The organism is Streptomyces sp. CB01201, from assembly GCF_002803085.1.
Taxonomy (GTDB): domain Bacteria; phylum Actinomycetota; class Actinomycetes; order Streptomycetales; family Streptomycetaceae; genus Streptomyces; species Streptomyces hundungensis.
Genome location: NZ_NNBJ01000031.1, coordinates 1 through 18,310, shown reverse-complemented (window position 1 = coordinate 18,310; position 18,310 = coordinate 1). Strand labels below are relative to the sequence as shown.

Genomic DNA, 18,310 nt, shown 5'->3' with positions numbered 1-18,310 from the left:
GGCCCCTGCCTGCGGCCCCTACGGTCCGTATACGTTCCCCGCTCTTTTCCCGTGCGTTCCCGGCCTACTGGGCGTCGTAATCAAGCCACCTCTGTTACGGACATGTTGACGGATGGCCTGCCGAGTCACACGATCGAAAGGTAGGTAGTTGCTCCATACATCTGATTCGGTCGGCGGAACGTCCCCCCTCCGGCCGAAGAGGCCAAGCAGGAGGCACCATGTGTGGCATCACCGGCTGGATCTCCTTCGAACGTGAATTGCGCGCCGAGCGGGACACCCTGGATGCGATGACCGAGACGATGGACTGCCGCGGCCCCGACGACCGCGGCGTCTGGGCCAACGGGCCGGCCGCCCTCGGCCACCGCAGGCTCGCGATCATCGACCTTCCGGGCGGGCGCCAGCCCATGAGCGTCGAGGCGGGCGGCCGGGCCGTCGCCCTCGTCTACTCGGGCGAGACCTACAACTTCACCGAGCTCAAGGCCGAACTCACCGCCCGCGGGCACCGGTTCACCACCGACTCCGACACCGAGGTCGTCCTGCACGGCTACCTCGAATGGGGCGAGGCCGTCGCGGAACGCCTCAACGGCATGTACGCGTTCGCGATCTGGGACGAGCGCGTCCAGCGGCTCGTCATGATCCGCGACCGGATGGGCATCAAGCCCTTCTACTACTACGAGACCGCCGACGGCGTGCTCTTCGGCTCCGAGCCCAAGGCGATCCTCGCCAACCCGCTGGCCCGCCGCTCGGTCTCGCTCGACGGGCTCCGCGAGCTGTTCACCATGGTCAAGACGCCCGGCCACGCGGTGTGGGACGGTATGCGGGAGGTCGAACCGGGCACCGTCGTGACCGTCGACCGCGGCGGACTGCGCACCCACACCTACTGGACGCTCGAAACCCGTCCGCACGACGACGACCGCGCCACCAGCATCGCCCACGTCCGCGAGCTGCTCGACGACATCGTCCGCCGCCAGCTCATAGCCGACGTGCCGCGCTGCATGCTGCTCTCCGGCGGCCTCGACTCCTCCGCGCTGACCGCGCTCGCCGCCCGGCAGCTCGGCGAGGTGGGCCATCAAGTACGCAGCTTCGCCGTGGACTTCGTCGGCCAGACCGAGAACTTCGTCGCCGACGAACTCCGCGCCACCCCCGACACCCCCTACGTCCACGACGTGGCCCGCACCTCCGGCACGATCCACCAGGACATCGTCCTGGACGCCCAGGCGCTCGCCGACCCCGAGGTGCGGGCCAAGGTCATCCGGGCCCGCGACATCCCGGTGGGCTTCGGCGACATGGACGCCTCGCTCTACCTGCTGTTCAAGGCGATCCGCGAACACTCCACGGTCGCCCTGTCCGGCGAGTCCGCGGACGAGGTCTTCGGCGGCTACAAGCAGTTCTTCGACGAGGAGGCCCGGGCCGCCGACACCTTCCCCTGGCTCGTCAAGTTCGCCGAGCAGTTCGGCGACGACTCCGGTCTGCTGCGCCCGGACCTGACCGCCGCCCTGAACGTCCCCGCCTACGTCAAGGACTCCTACGACACCGCCGTCGCCGGGGTCCAACGCCTGGACGGCGAGAGCGACTTCGAGTACCGGATGCGCAAGATCTGCAATCTGCACCTGACCCGCTTCGTGCGCATCCTGCTCGACCGCAAGGACCGCGCGAGCATGGCCGTCGGCCTGGAGGTGCGGGTGCCGTTCTGCGACCACCGGCTCGTCGAGTACGTCTACAACGCGCCCTGGTCGGTGAAGTCCTTCGACGGCCGCGAGAAGAGCCTGCTGCGCGAGGCGGCCAAGGACGTCCTGCCCCGGTCCGTGTACGACCGGGTGAAGAGCCCCTACCCCTCCACCCAGGACCCGAAGTACGCCATCGCCCTCCAGGGGCACGCCAAGGACCTGCTCGCCCAGCCCTCGCACCCGGTCTTCGACCTCATCGACCGCGAAGGGCTGCGCCGGGCCGCCGAGGTGAGCGGCCCGCAGATCCACCAGGCCTCGCGACGCGGCCTGGAACGCACCCTGGACCTGGCGATCTGGCTCGACCTGTACAAGCCGGAGCTGAAGCTGTCCCAGCCGTAGCCCGGTCGGCGCACGGGCCGTCCAACCACCCCCCGGCGCACCCTAGTTGGGGCCGGTCTCCTCCAGGCCCCAACTGTGGATCTTGTCGGGGTGGATGCGGATGAGCTCCTCGCTGAAGTGCGGGCCCAACTCGTGCGGCCCGGTGAGGAGTTCGGCCGTACCACGGATCTCGACGCCACGCACCTTCCACGGCCGTACGCTCACCACGTCGTCGACCACCAGGGCGGCCTTCGGGTTGCCCTGGAGGTTGCGCCACTTCTTCGTCGTGCCGAGCGCGTATCCGCCGATGAGGATCGTCCCGTCGTCCTGCGGGAAGAAGCCGACCGGGTTGGCCTGCGGCTGGCCCTTCCCGTCGACGGTGGCGAGCCGGCCAAGCCGCTGGCTCTTCAGGTACACACGCTCGGCCTCGCTGAATTCGCTCATGGCACCAGCCTCACACGCCCGCCGCCACCGCGTCACCGGGAACCGGACCCAGGTCTCGGGGGCCGTCCCGCGGCCCCCGTTTCAGCCCCAGACCACCGCGCCGAGCCAGGCGCCGGCGACCAGCAGGCAGGCGAAGAGCTCGGCCATCACCGAGTAGCCGCCCGCGCGCAGCGCCGTACGGGCCGAGGCCCAGGCGTCCGCGCGGCTGCCCAGGCGCACCCGCTCCGCGCCGTACAGGCCGCCGAGGAACCCGGCGATCCCGCCCAGTACGGGCAGCACGAAGAACCCCGCGACGGCCGACGCGCCCGCGGTCAGCACCGAGCGTCTGGACACCCCGGCCCCCTTGAAGCGGCGCGGCGGCAGCAGGGGTCTGAGGGCCTGGTTCAGCAGGAGCACGCCCGTCGCCCCGGCCAGCACGGCCCAGGCGAGGCCGGTGGTGTCGTCGAGCGCCCACCACGCCACGGCGGCCCATACGATCGCCGGCCCGGGAACGCCGGGGACCAGCACCCCGCACAGGCCCATCAGCATCACCGCCCCCACCGCGAGGAGCTGCCACACACCCATCTGCCAAGGGTGCAGGAAACGCGGCGTTCCCGCAGTTCCGTGCGGTTGCCGCCGGGGCCTCACGGGCGCGGCGGACGCCGGCGCGCCCCGCGGTTCCGTGCGGTGGGCCGCCACCCGGGCCCCTCCGGGGGCAGGGCCCCGGGCCCCGCCCGGGGCAAGGGGATCGGCCCGTCCCGCGCGCCCGACCCGCGTCTGCGCGTGACTGCCGCCCGGACCTGCCGGGGACGCGTGCCGGGGATGGCTTCCGGGGCCGCGGGAAGGGCCCGCCGGACACCGCAGGGTTCAGCAGGGTTCAGCGGGCCACCCAGCCCCGCTCGTAGGCGTGCCAGCCCAGCTGGAGGCGGGTGGTGACCCCGGTCAGCTCCATCAGGCCCTTGACCCGGCGCTGCACGGTCCGCAGGCCCAGCTCCAGCTGCTTGGCGGCGCTGGCGTCGGTCATCCCGGCGAGCAGCAGCGACAGGATCTCCAGGTCGGTGGCGTCCGGGCCCCGACCCTCCTCCACCACGCCCCGGCCCCCGCCGCCCAGGCGCAGCGGCAGCGCGTCCTTCCACACCGCCTCGAAGAGGCCCATCAGCGATTCGAGCAGCCCGCTGGCGTGCACCACGAGCGCGGCCGGCTCGGCGCCGCGCCCGGTCAGCGGCACCATCGCGAGGGTGCGGTCCGCGACGACGAGCTTGGTCGGCACCCGGTCCACCGTGCGCACCTGCTCGTCCCGGCCGAGCGCCGCGGACAGCTCGACGATCCCGGCGGGCAGCGAGAGCACCTCGCGCTCGACCACCACCCGATAGCTCACCCCGCGGTTCGAGGCCTGCTCCTCGGACTCGTTGTCCATGCCCGTCACCGCGACCGGTTTCCCCGTCACCAGGGCGCACACCTCTTCGGCCGCGCCCAGCTGCAACTGGTGGAAGCGGTGCGCCACCGCGCTCGCCCCCGTCACCACCTCGACCAGATCGTGCACGGCCGGCTCGGCCGCCTCGGCCCGGTACTCGGTGGCGAGCAGCGCCGCCGCCAGCTCGGCCTGGTCCAGCTCGTGCCGCTGCTGGGTGAGCAGCGCGCCGAGCGCGACCCCGGGCGGAGCCGCGACCCACCGCCCGGTGCGGGCCGAGGACTGGGCGGCCAGGCCTTGGCGCTCCAGGCGGCGCAGCGCGCGCTCGGTCTCGTTCTCCGGCAGCGCCAGCCGGTGCGCGAGGTCGCTCACCTCGGCCGCGCCCACCGCGACCAGGGCTCGGTACGCCGACTCCTGCGTCTCGTCGAGACCTATCGCTCCCAGCACCACGGACCGCCTCCCTCAAAGCCTGCCGCCAGGCCCTCACCTGCGCGCTGGCGGGAAACCGCCCCGGCACAAACCCGCCGCACAACATCATCCCCGGATCGGCCGCCGCTCTGCCAATGTCGAGCCACCGCAGCACCAACAGCCTCTGGATACGGGGCATTTGCGCACTTCGGGCGCGAGTGCTTCTGTGCCGGATCGATCTGGGGAGAGCGATGCGCCCGATATCGCGTACGGCTCTGGGGGTGGCGACCGCCGCCGCCCTCGCCGTCACCGCGGTGGCGCCGTCCGTGGCAGCGCCACGAACCGACGGCACAGCCGACACCGCCAGGAGACCGCTCGTCGGCAGCGCCGCGAGCAGCACGGGAACGCCGGCCACCGTCACCCTCGTCACCGGCGACAAGGTCGTGGTGAGCAGGGACGGCTCCGGGACGCCCACCGGCGTCACCGCGCTGCCGCGCGCCGACGGTTCCGTACCGCTCGTTCAGACCAGGCGGTCGGGGAACGAGCTGTACGTCTACCCCGACGACGCGGCGGGGGCGCTCGCCGCCGGCCGGGTCGACGAGGAACTGTTCAACGTCTCCGGGCTCATCCGCCAGGGCTACGACGACGCGCACACCAAGTCGCTCCCGCTCATCGCGGTGTACGGCGACGGCGCGGCGCGCTCGGCGGCCCCGGCTGTGCCGCGCGGCGCGAAGGCGGGACTGAACCTGCCCGCCGTCAACGGCATCGCCCTGAGCGCGGACAAGGCGAAGGCCGCCCAGGTGTGGGCGAACGTCACGAGCCCCCGCGGCCGCTCGGCCTCCGGGATCAAGAAGCTGTGGCTCGACCGCAAGGTGACGGCCTCCCTGGACCGGTCGGCCAAGCAGATCCGCGCGGACCTCGCCTGGGCCGCCGGATACGACGGCAAGGGCACCAAGGTCGCGGTCCTCGACACCGGGGTGGACGCCGAACACCCCGACCTCAAGGGCCGCATCACCGCCTCCAAGAACTTCACCGACTCGCCCGACACCGAGGACCGCCAGGGCCACGGCACCCACACCACGTCCACGGTGGGCGGCTCGGGCGCGGCCAGCGACGGCAAGAAGAAGGGCATCGCACCCGGCACCGGCCTACTGGTCGGCAAGGTCCTCAACGACTCGGGCTCCGGCGACAGTTCGTGGATCATCGCCGGCATGCAGTGGGCCGTCGACAACAAGGCCGACGTCGTCTCGATGTCGCTCGGCAGCCCCGTCCCGACCGACTGCACCGACCCGATGAGCACCGCCGCGCAGGAGCTCGCGACCAGCTCCACGCACACCCTGTTCGTCATCGCCGCGGGCAACTCGGGACCGGCCCTGAACACCGTGTCCTCGCCCGGCTGCGCGCCCGGCGTCCTGACCGTCGGCGCCGTCGACCGCGACGACACCACCGCGAGCTTCTCCAGCCGCGGTCCGGCGCCCTTCACGCACACCCTGAAGCCGGAGATCACCGCCCCCGGCGTCGGCATCTCCGCCGCCAACGCGGGCGGCCGGGGCGTCTACGCGTACCAGACGATGTCCGGCACCTCGATGGCCACACCGCATGTCGCGGGCGCCGCCGCCATCGTCAAGCAGCGCCACCCCGACTGGACCGCGCAGCAGATCAAGGCCGCGCTCGTCTCCTCCGCCAACAGCGGCATCCCCGGGGACGTGCGCGAGACCGGCGGCGGGCGGCTCGACGTCAAGGCCGCCATCGACGAGACCGTGCTCGGCGCGCCCGCCGTGCAGGCCGGCACCTTCAACTGGCCGCAGGACAAGAGCGACCGCACCACGGTCCAGGTGCCCTACACCAACGTCTCCGGCAAGTCCGTGAAGCTCGACCTCGCGGTCGCGGGCGTCACCGGGAACGACGGCTCGGCCATCAACTCCGGTGTGGCGAAGCTCGGTTCACGCTCGGTCACGGTGCCGGCCGGAGCCACCGTCAAGGTGCCGCTCGCCATCGACCCGACCGCCCGCCTCAAGGCCGCCCAGTACGGGGACGTCACCGGGCGGGTGCTCGCCACGGCGAACGGGGTCAAGGTCTCCACCCCGTTCTCGCTGTACGTCGAGCCCGAGACGGTCACCCTGCGCGTCAAGCTCGTCGACCGCCAGGGCAGGCCGGCCGCCGGCGCCTCCTCGCTCGACGTCATCGGCACCGACACCGCGACCGGCGAGCGCCGCTTCAACGAGGGCGCCACCGACCAGGTCTACCGGCTGCGCCCCGGCGCCTACTTCGTGTCGTCCTTCGTCGCCTCCGCCGACCCGGGCGACGCCACCGGCGCGAACGTCGGCTCGGTCAGCTACCTCGGCCGCCCGCAGCTCGACCTGAAGAAGGACACCACCCTCGTCCTCGACGCCCGCAAGGCCCACCGGCTCGCGGTGAAGACCGACAGGCCGAGCGAAGTCCGCACCACGACACTGGACTTCGCCCGCTCCTGGGGCGGCCAGTGGCTGCACTCCGGTTCCATCAGCGGATCCCGCCTGATCAAGGACTACTTCGCGGACGTCCAGGGCAGCGCCCGTACCGGCGACTTCGAGTTCGGCAGCTACTGGCGGGCCTACGCCCCGCAGTTCGAAGAGCTGGGTGCGGTCGGCGGCCCCGAGCTGCATCCGCTCACCGCGAGCGTCGGCTCCGACAACCTCGACGGCACCGGCCGGGCGCCGCTCGTCGACGCGGGCAAGGGCACCCCGGCCGAGCTCAAGGCGGCCGGGGTCAGCGGGAAGATCGCCTTCGTCGCGGTGCCGGACGGCGACGCCTCCGCCCTGACCCTGGGCAAGGACGCCAAGGCCGCGGGTGCCAAGGCCCTTGTCGTGCACCGTCCGTCGGCCGGCCGCTGGCTGCCCGCGTACGGCTTCGCGGGCGGCCCGCTGCCCACCCTCGCCGTCGAGGCCGCCGAGGCGAAGGCGCTGGCCGGCCGGCTGTCCGCGGGCCCGGTGACCCTGCGCTGGAAGGCCACCGCGAAGAGCGGCTACGTCTACAACCTGGGCTTCCAGGAGGACGGCGGCCTCGGGTCCGACCGCACCTACCGGGTGCGTGACGCACAGCTGGGCCGCAATGTCTCGACGTACCACTCGATGGGCGTGCCGGCCGACTTCATCGACGGCGTCTCCGCCTATCGCCCGGGCGGTGCCGGTCCCATCAGCGTCTCCGGCATCGACCTGGTGTCCGTCCCCTCCACCCGCACCGAGTACTACACGGCGGGCCCCACCACCTGGGACCACTTCGTCTCGTCCAGCTTCCCCTTCGGCGAGTTCATGCTGTCCCCGGCGAAGGCCTACCAGGCGGGCAGGCAGACCGCTGAGAGCTGGTACGACGGGGTCGTCGGCCCCGACGCCGGACGGGACGCCACGGGCAAGCCGCTGCTCGCCGCCGAGCGCCAGGGCAACCTGATGGGCTTCGCCCCGGGCATGTGGGGCGACTCCCAACACAGCGCCCAGCCGGGCTCGTTCGGGGACATCGGCTCGCTGCTCCTGCGCCGCAACGGCGAGGACTACGACAGCAGCGGCTGGCCGTCGGGGGTCTTCACCGTTCCCGCGGACGACGCGGCGTACGAGCTCGTCAGCGACAACCAGAAGATCGGGCCCTCCGGAGCGGTCTGGAAGAGGTCCCAGGAAGTCGTCACGAGCTGGAAGTTCCGCTCGCACCTCGACGACAAGGCGTACTCACAGGGCATCCCGCTGCTCTTCCCGCACTACGGCGTCCCCGAGGACGGCCTCAAGACGGTCCCGGCGGCCGACGGCCAGAAGATCGTCCTCACCGCAACGGGCCACGCGGGCTACACCCCCGCAGCCCTGACGGCGGCCAGGCTCTCGTACTCGTACGACGGCGGAGCCACCTGGACCGAGGCCAAGTCCACGCATCGGAGCGGCAGTTGGACCGCGACGGTGAACCACGCGGGCGCGGCCGCGAAGAGCGTCACGCTGAAGACCGAACTGACCGACGCCAACGGCAACTCGGTCACCCAGACCGTGGTGAACGCCTACGCGGTGCGGTAGCCGCGTTCGCCACACAGGCGGTCCGCCGGGTGTCCTCCCCGTGGGGGGTGGGGGCGCCCGGCGGACTTTTCTCTGCCGTTGCCACACTTGTCCGTTGAGCACATTTTCCCGATGCCCCGTTTTCGTATGCCTCCAGCGGTGGACAATAAGGGCATGAGTCAGCAGGGGGAGAGGCCGACGCGGGACGACGACTGGTGGAACCGGCTGTACGACGAGTCGGCCCCGGACGCCGGTCCCGACGGTTCGCGCGACAGCCTCGACGACCGCTTCAACTCGGCGTCGGACACGGTGGGTTCACCCCCGAAGGAGGGCAGGCCGGCGGACTCCGGGGCGGCCGGACCCGCCGCGCCGGGCCCGAGCGCGCAGACCCCGGCCACGCCCGAACGCCCCGCCTCGCAACCGGCCCCCCACCCCGCCCCGCAACCGGCCCCGCAGGCGCCATCGCCCGCCGCCGCGCATGCCGTGCCGCCCGCCTCCGCGGAACCGGCCTCACCTTCCGCCGCGCCCGCCGTGCCGCCCGCCTCCGCGGAGCCGGCCCCAACTCCCGCCGCGCACCCCGCCCCCGCGCGATCGGAATCGCCCAGCACGCCGCCCCCTGCCGGCGATTCCACCCCGCGGACCCGCCCTCGCGCTCCCTGGGAGCCGCCCGAGAGTCCGGCGGTGGTGCGCAAGCCCGCCGCCTGGTGGGAATCCGTGCCGGCGGCCCCGCCCCCGCCGACGGAGCCCGTGCCCGAGTTGCCGCCGGGCTGGGCCGAGGAGGACGCGCCCGGCGCCGAACGCCAGGCTCCGGCGCGGCCGACCGCAACACCGCTCACCGCACCCCCGCCCACCGCCCCGCCCGAGCCGCCCCGCGCGGCCGACGACGGGCAGCGCGTCACGAACGCCCCACGCAGTCTGCGCACGCCCGCCACCGGGGCGTCCGGACCGCCCGTCACCGCGCCCGACGAGCAGTTCGCGGCGCCCGAGACCGCGCCTCCCGAGCAGTTCGCGCCGGTGCCCCGGCCGCGTACCGGCCATGTGGGTGACGGGCCGCCCACCTACGACGCCGAGCCCACCGCGCTGCCCGCCGCCCGGCCCGACGAGCTGGACGACCTCGTCGCCGACACCGTCCTCGACGGCGCCCGCTACGGCGCCTACGTCCTGCGCGCCGTCTCCTCGCGCGGCGACTCGGCCCGCTACCGCGGCGAGCCGCGCCGCGACGCGCTGCTCACCGCCCGCTTCGGCACCGGCGAGAACGCCCTGGTCCTGGTCGCGGTGGCCAGCGGCGTACGGACCAGCGAGCGGGCGCAGCTCGCCGCCGCCGACGCCTGTCACTGGATCGGCGGTGCCATCGGCCGCAGCCACGTCCGCCTCGCCGAGGACATCAGGGCGGGCCGGCGCGGCGACCTCAAGTCGGGCCTGCACCGGCTCACCGACCGCAGCTACGGCATGCTGCGGGCCCGCGCCGCCGAGCTCGGCGCCGAGCCCGAGGAGTACACCGCGAACCTGCGCTGTCTGCTGCTGTCCGCCGACCCGGCCTGCCGCACCCGGGTGTTCTTCGGGGTCGGCCACGGCGGTCTGTTCCGGCTGCGCGGCGGCGTGTGGCAGGACATCGAGCCCGCCGTGCCCGAGCCGGGGGAGGCCCGCGGCGAGCCGGTGGTCGGCTTCGGCTCGGCGCCCGCCGAGACCGAGCAGGGCGACCGCCTCACCATGGATCTCGGCACCGTCGAGCCCGTCCGCCCCTACATCGACCCGCCCGCCCCGCCGGGCGAACCGTTCCGCTTCCGGGCCTCGGTCGCCCGACCGGGCGACACCCTGCTCCTGTGCAGCGGCGGCCTCGCCGAGCCCCTGCGCGGCGAGTCCGCCCTGGCCGAGGAACTCGCCGAACGCTGGGCCGTCCCCGAGCCGCCCGGCCTCGCCGGATTCCTCGCCGACGTACAGCTCAGGGTGAAGGGTTACGCCGACGACCGTACGGCGGTCGCCGTCTGGGAGGCGTAACGGCGAAGGCCGTGGGTTGATGGACCCATGGCCAAGCAGAACGTTGCAGAGCAGTTCGTCGACATCCTGACCCGCGCGGGCGTGAAGCGACTGTACGGAGTCGTCGGCGACAGCCTGAACCCCGTCGTCGACGCCATCCGGCGCACCCCCGCCATCGACTGGATCCAGGTCAGGCACGAGGAGACCGCCGCTTTCGCGGCCGGCGCCGAGGCCCAGCTCACCGGGAAGCTGGCGGCCTGCGCCGGCTCGTGCGGGCCCGGCAACCTGCACCTCATCAACGGCCTGTACGACGCGCACCGCTCGATGGCCCCCGTGCTCGCCCTCGCCTCGCAGATCCCGTCCTCGGAGATCGGTCTCGGGTACTTCCAGGAGACCCACCCCGACCAGCTGTTCCGCGAGTGCTCCCACTACAGCGAGCTGATCTCCAACCCGCAGCAGATGCCGCGCGTGCTGCAGACCGCGATCCAGCACGCCATCGGACGCGGCGGCGTCAGCGTCCTCGCGCTGCCCGGCGACATCGCCTCCGCGCCGGCGCCCGACAAGGCGATCGACCATGCCCTGGTGACGTCCCGGCCGTCGGTGCGGCCCGGCGACACCGAGATCGACAGGCTGGCCGCGCTCATCGACGCGGCCAAGCGCGTGACCCTGTTCTGCGGCAGCGGAACGGCCGGGGCGCACGCGGAGGTCATGGCGTTCGCCGAGCGGATCAAGTCGCCCATCGGGCACGCGCTGCGCGGCAAGGAGTGGATCCAGTACGACAACCCCTACGACGTCGGCATGAGCGGGCTGCTCGGGTACGGCGCCGCCTACGAGGCGACCCACGAGTGCGACCTGCTGATCCTGCTCGGCACCGACTTCCCGTACAACGCCTTCCTGCCGGACGACGTCAAGATCGTCCAGGTCGATGTGCGGCCCGAACACCTGGGCCGCCGATCGAAGTTGGACCTCGCGGTGTGGGGCGACGTCAAGGAGACGCTGCGCTCGCTGACGCCCCGGGTGAAGGTCAAGACGGACCGCAGGTTCCTCGACAAGATGCTGAAGAAGCACGCCGACGCCCTGGAGGGCGTGGTCAAGGCGTACACCCGCAAGGTCGACAAGCACGTCCCGATCCACCCCGAGTACGTGGCCTCCGTCCTGGACGAACTCGCCGACGACGACGCCGTGTTCACGGTGGACACCGGTATGTGCAACGTGTGGGCGGCCCGCTACGTCTCGCCCAACGGCAGCCGCCGCATCATCGGCTCGTTCAGCCACGGCTCCATGGCGAACGCGCTGCCGCAGGCCATCGGCGCCCAGTTCACCGACCGCGACCGCCAGGTCGTCTCGATGTCCGGCGACGGCGGCTTCTCGATGCTGATGGGCGACTTCCTCACCCTGGTCCAGTACGACCTGCCGGTGAAGGTCGTGCTCTTCAACAACTCCTCGCTCGGCATGGTCGAGTTGGAGATGCTGGTCGCCGGCCTCCCCTCGTACGGGACGACCAACCACAACCCCGACTTCGCGGCGATCGCGCGCGCGGCCGGGGCGTACGGGGTGCGGGTCGAGAAGCCCAAGCAGCTCGCGGGCGCGCTCAAGGACGCCTTCCGGCACAAGGGCCCGGCCCTGGTCGACATCGTCACCGACCCCAACGCCCTGTCCATCCCGCCGAAGATCAGCGCCGAGATGGTGTCGGGCTTCGCGCTCTCCGCCAGCAAGATCGTCCTGGACGGTGGGGTGGGCCGCATGCTCCAGATGGCCCGCTCCAACCTCCGCAACGTACCCAGGCCCTGACGGCCCGATCCGGGGTCCCCGGCGCCCGCGAATCGGACTCTCCCGCTCCACCGGACCGGACGGAACCGCCCCGCCCGCCCCCCGCGTCCTCGCCTTCACTCCTGTCGTCAACAGCGACTACGCTCAGCGCAGTTGCGCCGATGACCAGGCGAGAAGGGCTGGGGGAGCCACACCATCATGAGTGGTACGAACGGGGACGGACGCGGCGGGCAGGACGATTACATCGAGGGGGGTATCAAGCCGCTCGCGGCCGGCGACCCCGCGCGCATCGGGCCGTACCTGCTGCTCGGACGGCTGGGTGCGGGCGGGATGGGGCGGGTGTTCCTGGCCCGGTCGGACAGCGGCCGCACGGTGGCCGTGAAGGTCGTGCACGAGGAGCACGTGTCCGACGACCAGTTCAGGGCGCGCTTCCGCCGGGAGATCGAGGCGGCGCGCAAGGTCGGCGAGCGCTATACGGCACCCGTGCTCGACGCGGGTCCGGGCGACGAACCGCCGTGGGTGGCCACGGGATACGTTCCGGGGCTCTCGCTCGAACAGATCGTGCGGCGCTACGGACCGCTGCCGGTCTCGTCCCTGCACGCCCTCGCCGAGAGGCTCCTGAAGGCGCTCAAGGACATTCACGGCGCCGGGATCGTGCACCGCGACCTGAAGCCGTCCAATGTGATGCTCACCGTGGACGGCACGAAGGTCATCGACTTCGGGATCGCCCGGGCCCTGGGGACGTCCGTCGAGTCCCTGCTCACCAGTACGGGCATGGCGGTCGGCTCGCCCGGTTTCATGTCGCCGGAGCAGGTGCGCGGCCAGAGCGCCGGGGCCAAGAGCGATGTGTTCACCCTCGGCTGCGTACTGACCTACGCGGCGACCGGGCAGCTGCCGTTCGGGCAGGGGGCCGACAACCAGCATGCCGTGATGTTCCAGATCGTGGAGGGCGAGCCCGATCTGACGGGCGTCCAGGACGACTCGCTGCGCGCGCTCATCACGCGCTGCCTGACGAAGGACATCGATCAACGCCCGTCCGTGGACGAGCTGTTGGCGGACCCGGAGCGGACGCGTCCGAGCACCGCGCGGGGAGCGTGGCTGCCCGCGCGCGTCGTCGCGCGCATCGCCCAGCAGTCCGCCCGGCTGCTCGACGCGGAGGCGGCGCCCCTGCGGGAGCCGCCCGTGGACCGGGCGACCGTCGCACTGCGGCCGCCGCCGGCCGGCCCCGCCGAGGGCGTGGTGACGACGGGCCCCGTCACGGCCCGCGAACCCGAACGGCCCCGCCGCCGGCGGCGGCTCGTGGTGCTGCCCGTCATCGCCGTGCTCACCGTGGGCGGCGGCACGATCGCGGTGCTCCAGCCGTTCGGGAGCGACCCGGGGAACGAGGCCCATGCCCAGCCGCCGAGCAGCAGCGCGAGCGCGAGTACGGGACCCGGCGTCAGTGCCACGCCGTCCATGAACAACTCGCCTGTGGCGCAGACCGGTTCGCCTTCTGCGAGTGCGAGCGAGAAGGGCAAGGACGCCACCAAGGGGCCCGACGGCAAGGGCGCCGACGGGCAGAACACGGCTGCCAGCGGCGGTAGTTCGGCCTCGTCGGGCGGCGTCGGCGCGGCGGGTTCGACCGCCGGTGGCTCCTCCACCGGCGGCTCCGGCGGGGGTGCCGTCGGTGGCACGGGTTCCTCGGGCGGGTCCGGTTCCCCGGGCGGGTCCGGCTCGTCCGGAGGTTCCGGCTCGTCGGGGACGTCCGGCGGTTCGGGCTCGTCCGGATCCTCCGGATCGCAGACGGGCTCCCCGCCGGCCGACATGAAGGCATACAAGCTCCAGTACACCAACAGCTGCGTCGGCGCCTGTTCCAGGCCGATCGCGGTGAGCTGGCCGACGGTCTCCGGCGCGACCCGCTACGACATCCACTACACCAACAAGGGCAGCAACTTCACGAAGAAGAGCGTCGACACCATCTACTCCGCCCAGGGCACCAACTACACGATCAACGGCCCCTTCTCGGGGGACGAGATCTGCATCTCGATGCGTGCGGCCAACAAGTACGGCCCCTCGGCGTGGGCGGAGACCTGGTGCGGCACCGTGGAGTACTGAGGGGTCCGCTTCGGGTGCTGCGCCGCCGCCCGGTCCGGGGCGATCCCGGTCGCACACGGTGCCGGGCCGGGGCCCGTGCCGACGCCCTCCGGTTCCTCGCGTAGCCGCGGGTACGCCGCGTGGTGGAGCGGGGTGCTGGGCGAGCCGGGCGGATTGCCGTGGGCGGACGCATCAGTGCCTGCTTCCGCAACCGTCGCCCCCGCGCACCGCTTGCGCCGCCGCCACCACGTGCAGCAGCGTGTTCCCCAACTCGATCCGCGATACGCCGGGTTCGGCAGGTGCGCGTCGGCGGATCGGCCGATGCCCGCCGGTCACGACGTCCCCGCGCGGGGTCCGTCCGATGGCGTGCGGCACTGCCGGACGGGCGGCCACGGCCCGGGGGAGTGCGACCCCCCGCGCGGCCGTGGCCTGCGCTGCCTCCGGGATATGCCGGTTGCGAGCGGGGACGCCCTACGGCGGGCTCCTCGTGCTGTCGTCCGCCGGGCCTTCCGTCCGCGAGCCCGGACGAGCTTCCGGGAAACCGGGGTGGAGAACCGCCCCGACCTCACCTCCCGCCCAGGCCCCGGCTGCCCTCCCTTCGGATCCGGCACCGGCTCGCCGGGCAGGGCCGGACCCGTTCCCGTACGGCCTCGACCGTCCTCGTATGCCGCCGTCAACGCTCAGGGCGGCGGCCTTGGTTCTACGCGGGTGGGCGCCGGCCGGCCAGGGACCGGCGGCACCCGGCGGCGTGTTGCGCGGGGCGCGCGAGATGGCGCACGGCCCGCTCGCGGTGTCCATCGCCGGGCCCGCGGCTGTCATGCCCAGGCCCCCTGTCCGCGCCGCCCCGGAGGCAATCCCTTTCGGTTGTCGTGGAATCACCATGCGTGACCGTGGCCCGGTTGGGCATGCATCCCGTGTGCATGTTCGAGGGGGAAAGGTCGTCACAGCGTGCGGGTGGGGGTTATGACAAGGCATCAGGCAGGACTCGGCTCCGCGCGGAGCGGGCCCGTCCGGACACCTGATGCGCAGCAGGGGGACCAGCGTCTGCTGTGCAGGAGAGTGGGGCAGTCGGATCTGGGTGCCGTACGGGAAGTACGCCACGCGCTGCGGGAACTCCTCGCGGCCACGCCGCAGGCGGGGGCGACGGACGTGGCCGAACTGCTCACCAGTGAGCTGCTCACCAACGCCCTCGTCCACACCGGCCACGGCGCCGTCGTGACGGTGGCGGTCGGCGAGGCCGGACTCCGGGTGGAGGTAAGGGACTTCACGCCAGCACTGCCCACGCCGTACGCGCCGTCGTCCGACGACGGCACGCACGGCAGGGGGCTGCTGCTCGTCCAGGCACTCGCGGACGCCTGGGGCGTCAGCGAGCACGACCGTGGAAAGGTCGTCTGGTTCGAACTCGGCGACGGGGTGGCGCGGTACTAGACCCGAAGGACGGGACGGACGATGGGGAAGTCCGTCGGGTCCGGGCCGCCGCCGTCGGCTAGCCGAACTGCTGCTCCAGATCCTTCAGTTTGCGCTCCAACGAGTCGAGCCGGGGCAACGCCTGGGTGTCGTCCTCGGCGGTGAGATCGACGGTCCTGGCCGCCGGGGACTCAGCGGTCCCGACGGCCTGGAGGGAGGGCCGGTTGCGCAGAGGCAGTTGTCCTGGCTCTGCTATGGCCGGCTCCGCGACAGCTTTGGGCTGCGCGGAGCCGGGGCCGGGTCCGATGCCCTGGACGTCGACCTGACGGCCGCCGCCCCGGCCGCGTCCCCAGGAGCGGTTCTGCCGGCTGAGCGCCTTGAAGTGCGCCCGGTCCAGCTTCTCCTGGTCGCGCCTGCGGAGCTTGTTCTCCTCCTTGGTGCGCTTGTCCTCGCGGACCTCGTCGACCGCCTCGTCCAGGGTGCGCACATTCTCCAGGAGCATCAGCGACCAGGCGCCGAAGGTCTCCCGGGGAGCGCGCAGCCAGCGGACGATCCGGATCTGCGGCAGCGGCCGCGGCACCAGACCCTGCTCGCGCAGGGCCGCCCGGCGGGTCTGCTTCAGCGCGCGGTCGAAGAGCACCGCCGCCGAGAGCGACATCCCCGCGAAGAACTGCGGGGCCCCCGCGTGGTCCATGCCGCGCGGCGCGTGCACCCAGTTGAACCAGGCGGCCGCACCCGCGAACGTCCACACGAGCAGCCGCGAGCCGAGCGCCGCGTCACCGTGGCTGGCCTCGCGCACCGCGAGCACGGAACAGAACATGGCCGCGCCGTCGAGGCCGAACGGTACGAGGTACTCCCAGCCGTCCGTCAGATTCAGGTTCTGCCGGCCGAAGCCGACCAGACCGTGGAAGGAGAGCGCGGCGGCCACCGCCGCACAGCAGAACAGGAGCACATAGGAAGCGGTGCCGTACACCGCCTCCTTCCTTCTGCGGCGCTCCTCGCTGCGCTCCCAGGAGTCGTCCCCGGTGGCGTTGTCAGCGGTGCGCTTGCCACGCGCGAGTACTACCAGAGCCACAACGACCCCCACGATCATCACGCCGCCCGGAAGCAGCCAGTCCAGCGATATGTCGGTCAGTCGCATGCGGTGTCCCTTGCATCGCGTAGGGCGTATCGGGCGCCATACTGCTCCAGCCGCGCGGGGCGGCAGGGGGTTTCGGGGCAAGAGGACGCCAACGGAGTGCGAGGGCAGCCGGATAGGGGGCGATCGCTCGAACTGCCGTGCCCGGCGCGCGAGTTGAGTTCGACTGGCGCTCACCCGTATGGGTGGCATGGAGTCAGGATGCGGCGCTGAGCCTCTGCACGCGGTCGGCGTCGCAGGTGCGCGGACAGGTCACGCAGGTGTCGTCGGGCCGGACCGTGTAGAAGAAGCAGCAGCTCGCCCGGTCCCGGGTCGGCAGGTTCCGCCCGTCGGGCGCGGTCAGTTCGCGGAAGCCCGGCGTGCCCACGTACGGCTTCGTGGTCCCGGGGAGCAGCTGGTCGAGCTCGGTCATCGCGCGGGACTCCTGGCCGAGCAGCGCGCCGACGTACCAGAGGCCCTCGACGATCTCGTCCGTGGCCATGCCCCACAGCGCCCGCCGGCCGCGCCGCATGCGCGGCCCGAACCCTTCGAGCACCGGCCCGATGTGCTCGGCCACCGCGTCCCGCACCGCACCGCGCAGGGCCTCCTCGTCCGCCACGACGCGGGCGCCGGGGAGGGCCCCGGCCGGGTCGTCCGGCAGGCAGGCGAACTCCCTTACGCGCAGGGCGATATGGCCGCTGCTGCGCTGGTAGGCGACATCCTCGACGGGGATGCGCGGCACCCGGCGGTGCAGGAACCACGGCACCGTCACCAGGAGGCAGGCCGGCCAGGCGTAGCGGTGGAAGCCGAAGGAGGCGATGACATCGGGGCGTGCCTGATGTCCGTAGTCCCGTACGACCTGGGCGTTGTCCCAGGCCAGGAAGGCGTCCAGGGCCGTTCCGCCGGCCGCGAGTTCCGCCGCGCCTACCCAGCCCGCACCGCTCGGCAGCCGTTCCGCCGAGGTCAGCTCGCTGATCCCGAGGCCGGAGTACACCTCGGCGAGCCGGGCATAGGAGGGGGCGACGGGGCCGGGCGCGGGGCTGGGCAGCAAGGTGGAGACGGTCATGCGGGACCACCGAATCACGATCGTTGACAGGTAAGGCTTACCTTAGCCGATACCGGCGATGTTTGAACTCGCGCTTTGTCCGCCTATGGTCTGTGGGGGCAGTGGAGCCGTAGGAGGCCGGGGTGCAGCAGGGCAGAGGGCGCGAGGCGACCGTGCCTCCGTACGGGTCACCCAGGGTCCCCGGCCAGGCCCGGGCCGCCGAGCCGTGCTGCGGCGCACCCGGTGGGTGCGCACCCGATGGGGGCACGCGCGGCGAGCACACCCACAGCGAGCCGCCCGCCCCCCGCACCGCCGAGCCGACCGCCGCCCGCACCGCCGAGCCGCCCGCTCCCCGCACCGCCGAGCCGGCCGCCGCCCGCACCGCCGAGCCGCCTGCCGCCCGCACCGCCGAGCCGCCCGCCGCCCGCACCGCCGAGCCGACCGCCCCCCGCACCGCCGGGTCCCCGGCCCCGGCCCCCCGCGCGGCCGTCCACCGGCACTCCGTGCGCGGACAGCTACTGGCCGCCCTGCGCACCGCCCTGGTCGACGGCGACCTCGTGCCCGGCGAGGTGTACTCCGCCCCCGCCCTCGCCGACCGCTTCGGGGTGTCCGCGACCCCGGTGC

At 72.8% G+C, this 18,310-nt stretch carries 11 protein-coding genes and 1 pseudogene; 7 read left to right on the top strand and 5 right to left on the bottom strand.

Annotation, left to right across the window (positions count from 1 at the left end; translation table 11 throughout):
* Positions 1-218 precede the first annotated feature (218 nt).
* Complete coding sequence (gene asnB, locus CG740_RS37825) at positions 219-2,066, top strand: asparagine synthase (glutamine-hydrolyzing) (RefSeq protein ID WP_100579859.1); 1,848 nt, start codon at positions 219-221, stop codon at positions 2,064-2,066.
* Positions 2,067-2,108: 42 nt separating this feature from the next.
* Here asnB and CG740_RS37820 read toward each other — a convergent pair whose 3' ends face one another.
* The 3 genes from CG740_RS37820 to CG740_RS37810 form a co-directional block, all read right to left on the bottom strand.
* Positions 2,109-2,489, bottom strand: a complete 381-nt coding sequence (locus CG740_RS37820; protein WP_100579858.1) for a PPOX class F420-dependent oxidoreductase — start codon at positions 2,487-2,489, stop codon at positions 2,109-2,111.
* Positions 2,490-2,570: 81 nt separating this feature from the next.
* Positions 2,571-3,053 (bottom strand): DUF456 domain-containing protein, encoded by a 483-nt coding sequence (locus CG740_RS37815; protein WP_199846699.1) that lies wholly within the window; start codon positions 3,051-3,053, stop codon positions 2,571-2,573.
* Positions 3,054-3,345: 292 nt separating this feature from the next.
* Positions 3,346-4,326, bottom strand: coding sequence for a helix-turn-helix domain-containing protein (locus CG740_RS37810; protein WP_100579901.1), 981 nt, complete (start codon positions 4,324-4,326; stop codon positions 3,346-3,348).
* Positions 4,327-4,538: 212 nt separating this feature from the next.
* Between CG740_RS37810 and CG740_RS37805 the strand changes: the two genes are divergently transcribed.
* The 5 genes from CG740_RS37805 (at position 4,539) to CG740_RS37785 (ending at position 15,545) form a co-directional block, all read left to right on the top strand.
* Positions 4,539-8,318 carry a S8 family peptidase gene (locus CG740_RS37805; protein WP_100579857.1) on the top strand — a complete coding sequence of 1,260 codons (3,780 nt, stop codon included), beginning with the start codon at positions 4,539-4,541 and terminating at the stop codon, positions 8,316-8,318.
* A gap of 153 nt (positions 8,319-8,471) precedes the next feature.
* Positions 8,472-10,295: a protein phosphatase 2C domain-containing protein gene (locus CG740_RS37800; RefSeq protein ID WP_100579856.1), complete on the top strand. Its 1,824-nt coding sequence runs from the start codon at positions 8,472-8,474 to the stop codon at positions 10,293-10,295.
* Between the two features lie 27 nt (positions 10,296-10,322).
* Positions 10,323-12,065, top strand: a complete 1,743-nt coding sequence (locus CG740_RS37795; protein WP_100579855.1) for a pyruvate dehydrogenase — start codon at positions 10,323-10,325, stop codon at positions 12,063-12,065.
* Between the two features lie 177 nt (positions 12,066-12,242).
* Positions 12,243-14,138, top strand: coding sequence for a serine/threonine protein kinase (locus CG740_RS37790; protein ID WP_100579854.1), 1,896 nt, complete (start codon positions 12,243-12,245; stop codon positions 14,136-14,138).
* A gap of 942 nt (positions 14,139-15,080) precedes the next feature.
* Positions 15,081-15,545 carry an ATP-binding protein gene (locus CG740_RS37785; RefSeq protein WP_100579853.1) on the top strand — a complete coding sequence of 155 codons (465 nt, stop codon included), beginning with the start codon at positions 15,081-15,083 and terminating at the stop codon, positions 15,543-15,545.
* A gap of 58 nt (positions 15,546-15,603) precedes the next feature.
* Here CG740_RS37785 and CG740_RS37780 read toward each other — a convergent pair whose 3' ends face one another.
* Together CG740_RS37780 and CG740_RS37775 are read right to left on the bottom strand one after the other, a co-directional pair.
* Positions 15,604-16,665: a DUF2637 domain-containing protein gene (locus tag CG740_RS37780; RefSeq protein WP_100579852.1), complete on the bottom strand. Its 1,062-nt coding sequence runs from the start codon at positions 16,663-16,665 to the stop codon at positions 15,604-15,606.
* Between the two features lie 193 nt (positions 16,666-16,858).
* Positions 16,859-17,707: a (2Fe-2S)-binding protein gene (locus CG740_RS37775; RefSeq protein ID WP_100579851.1), complete on the bottom strand. Its 849-nt coding sequence runs from the start codon at positions 17,705-17,707 to the stop codon at positions 16,859-16,861.
* Positions 17,708-17,829: 122 nt separating this feature from the next.
* Here CG740_RS37775 and CG740_RS41380 point away from each other — a divergent pair.
* A pseudogene (locus tag CG740_RS41380) lies at positions 17,830-18,310 on the top strand (hypothetical protein); the annotation flags it as partial.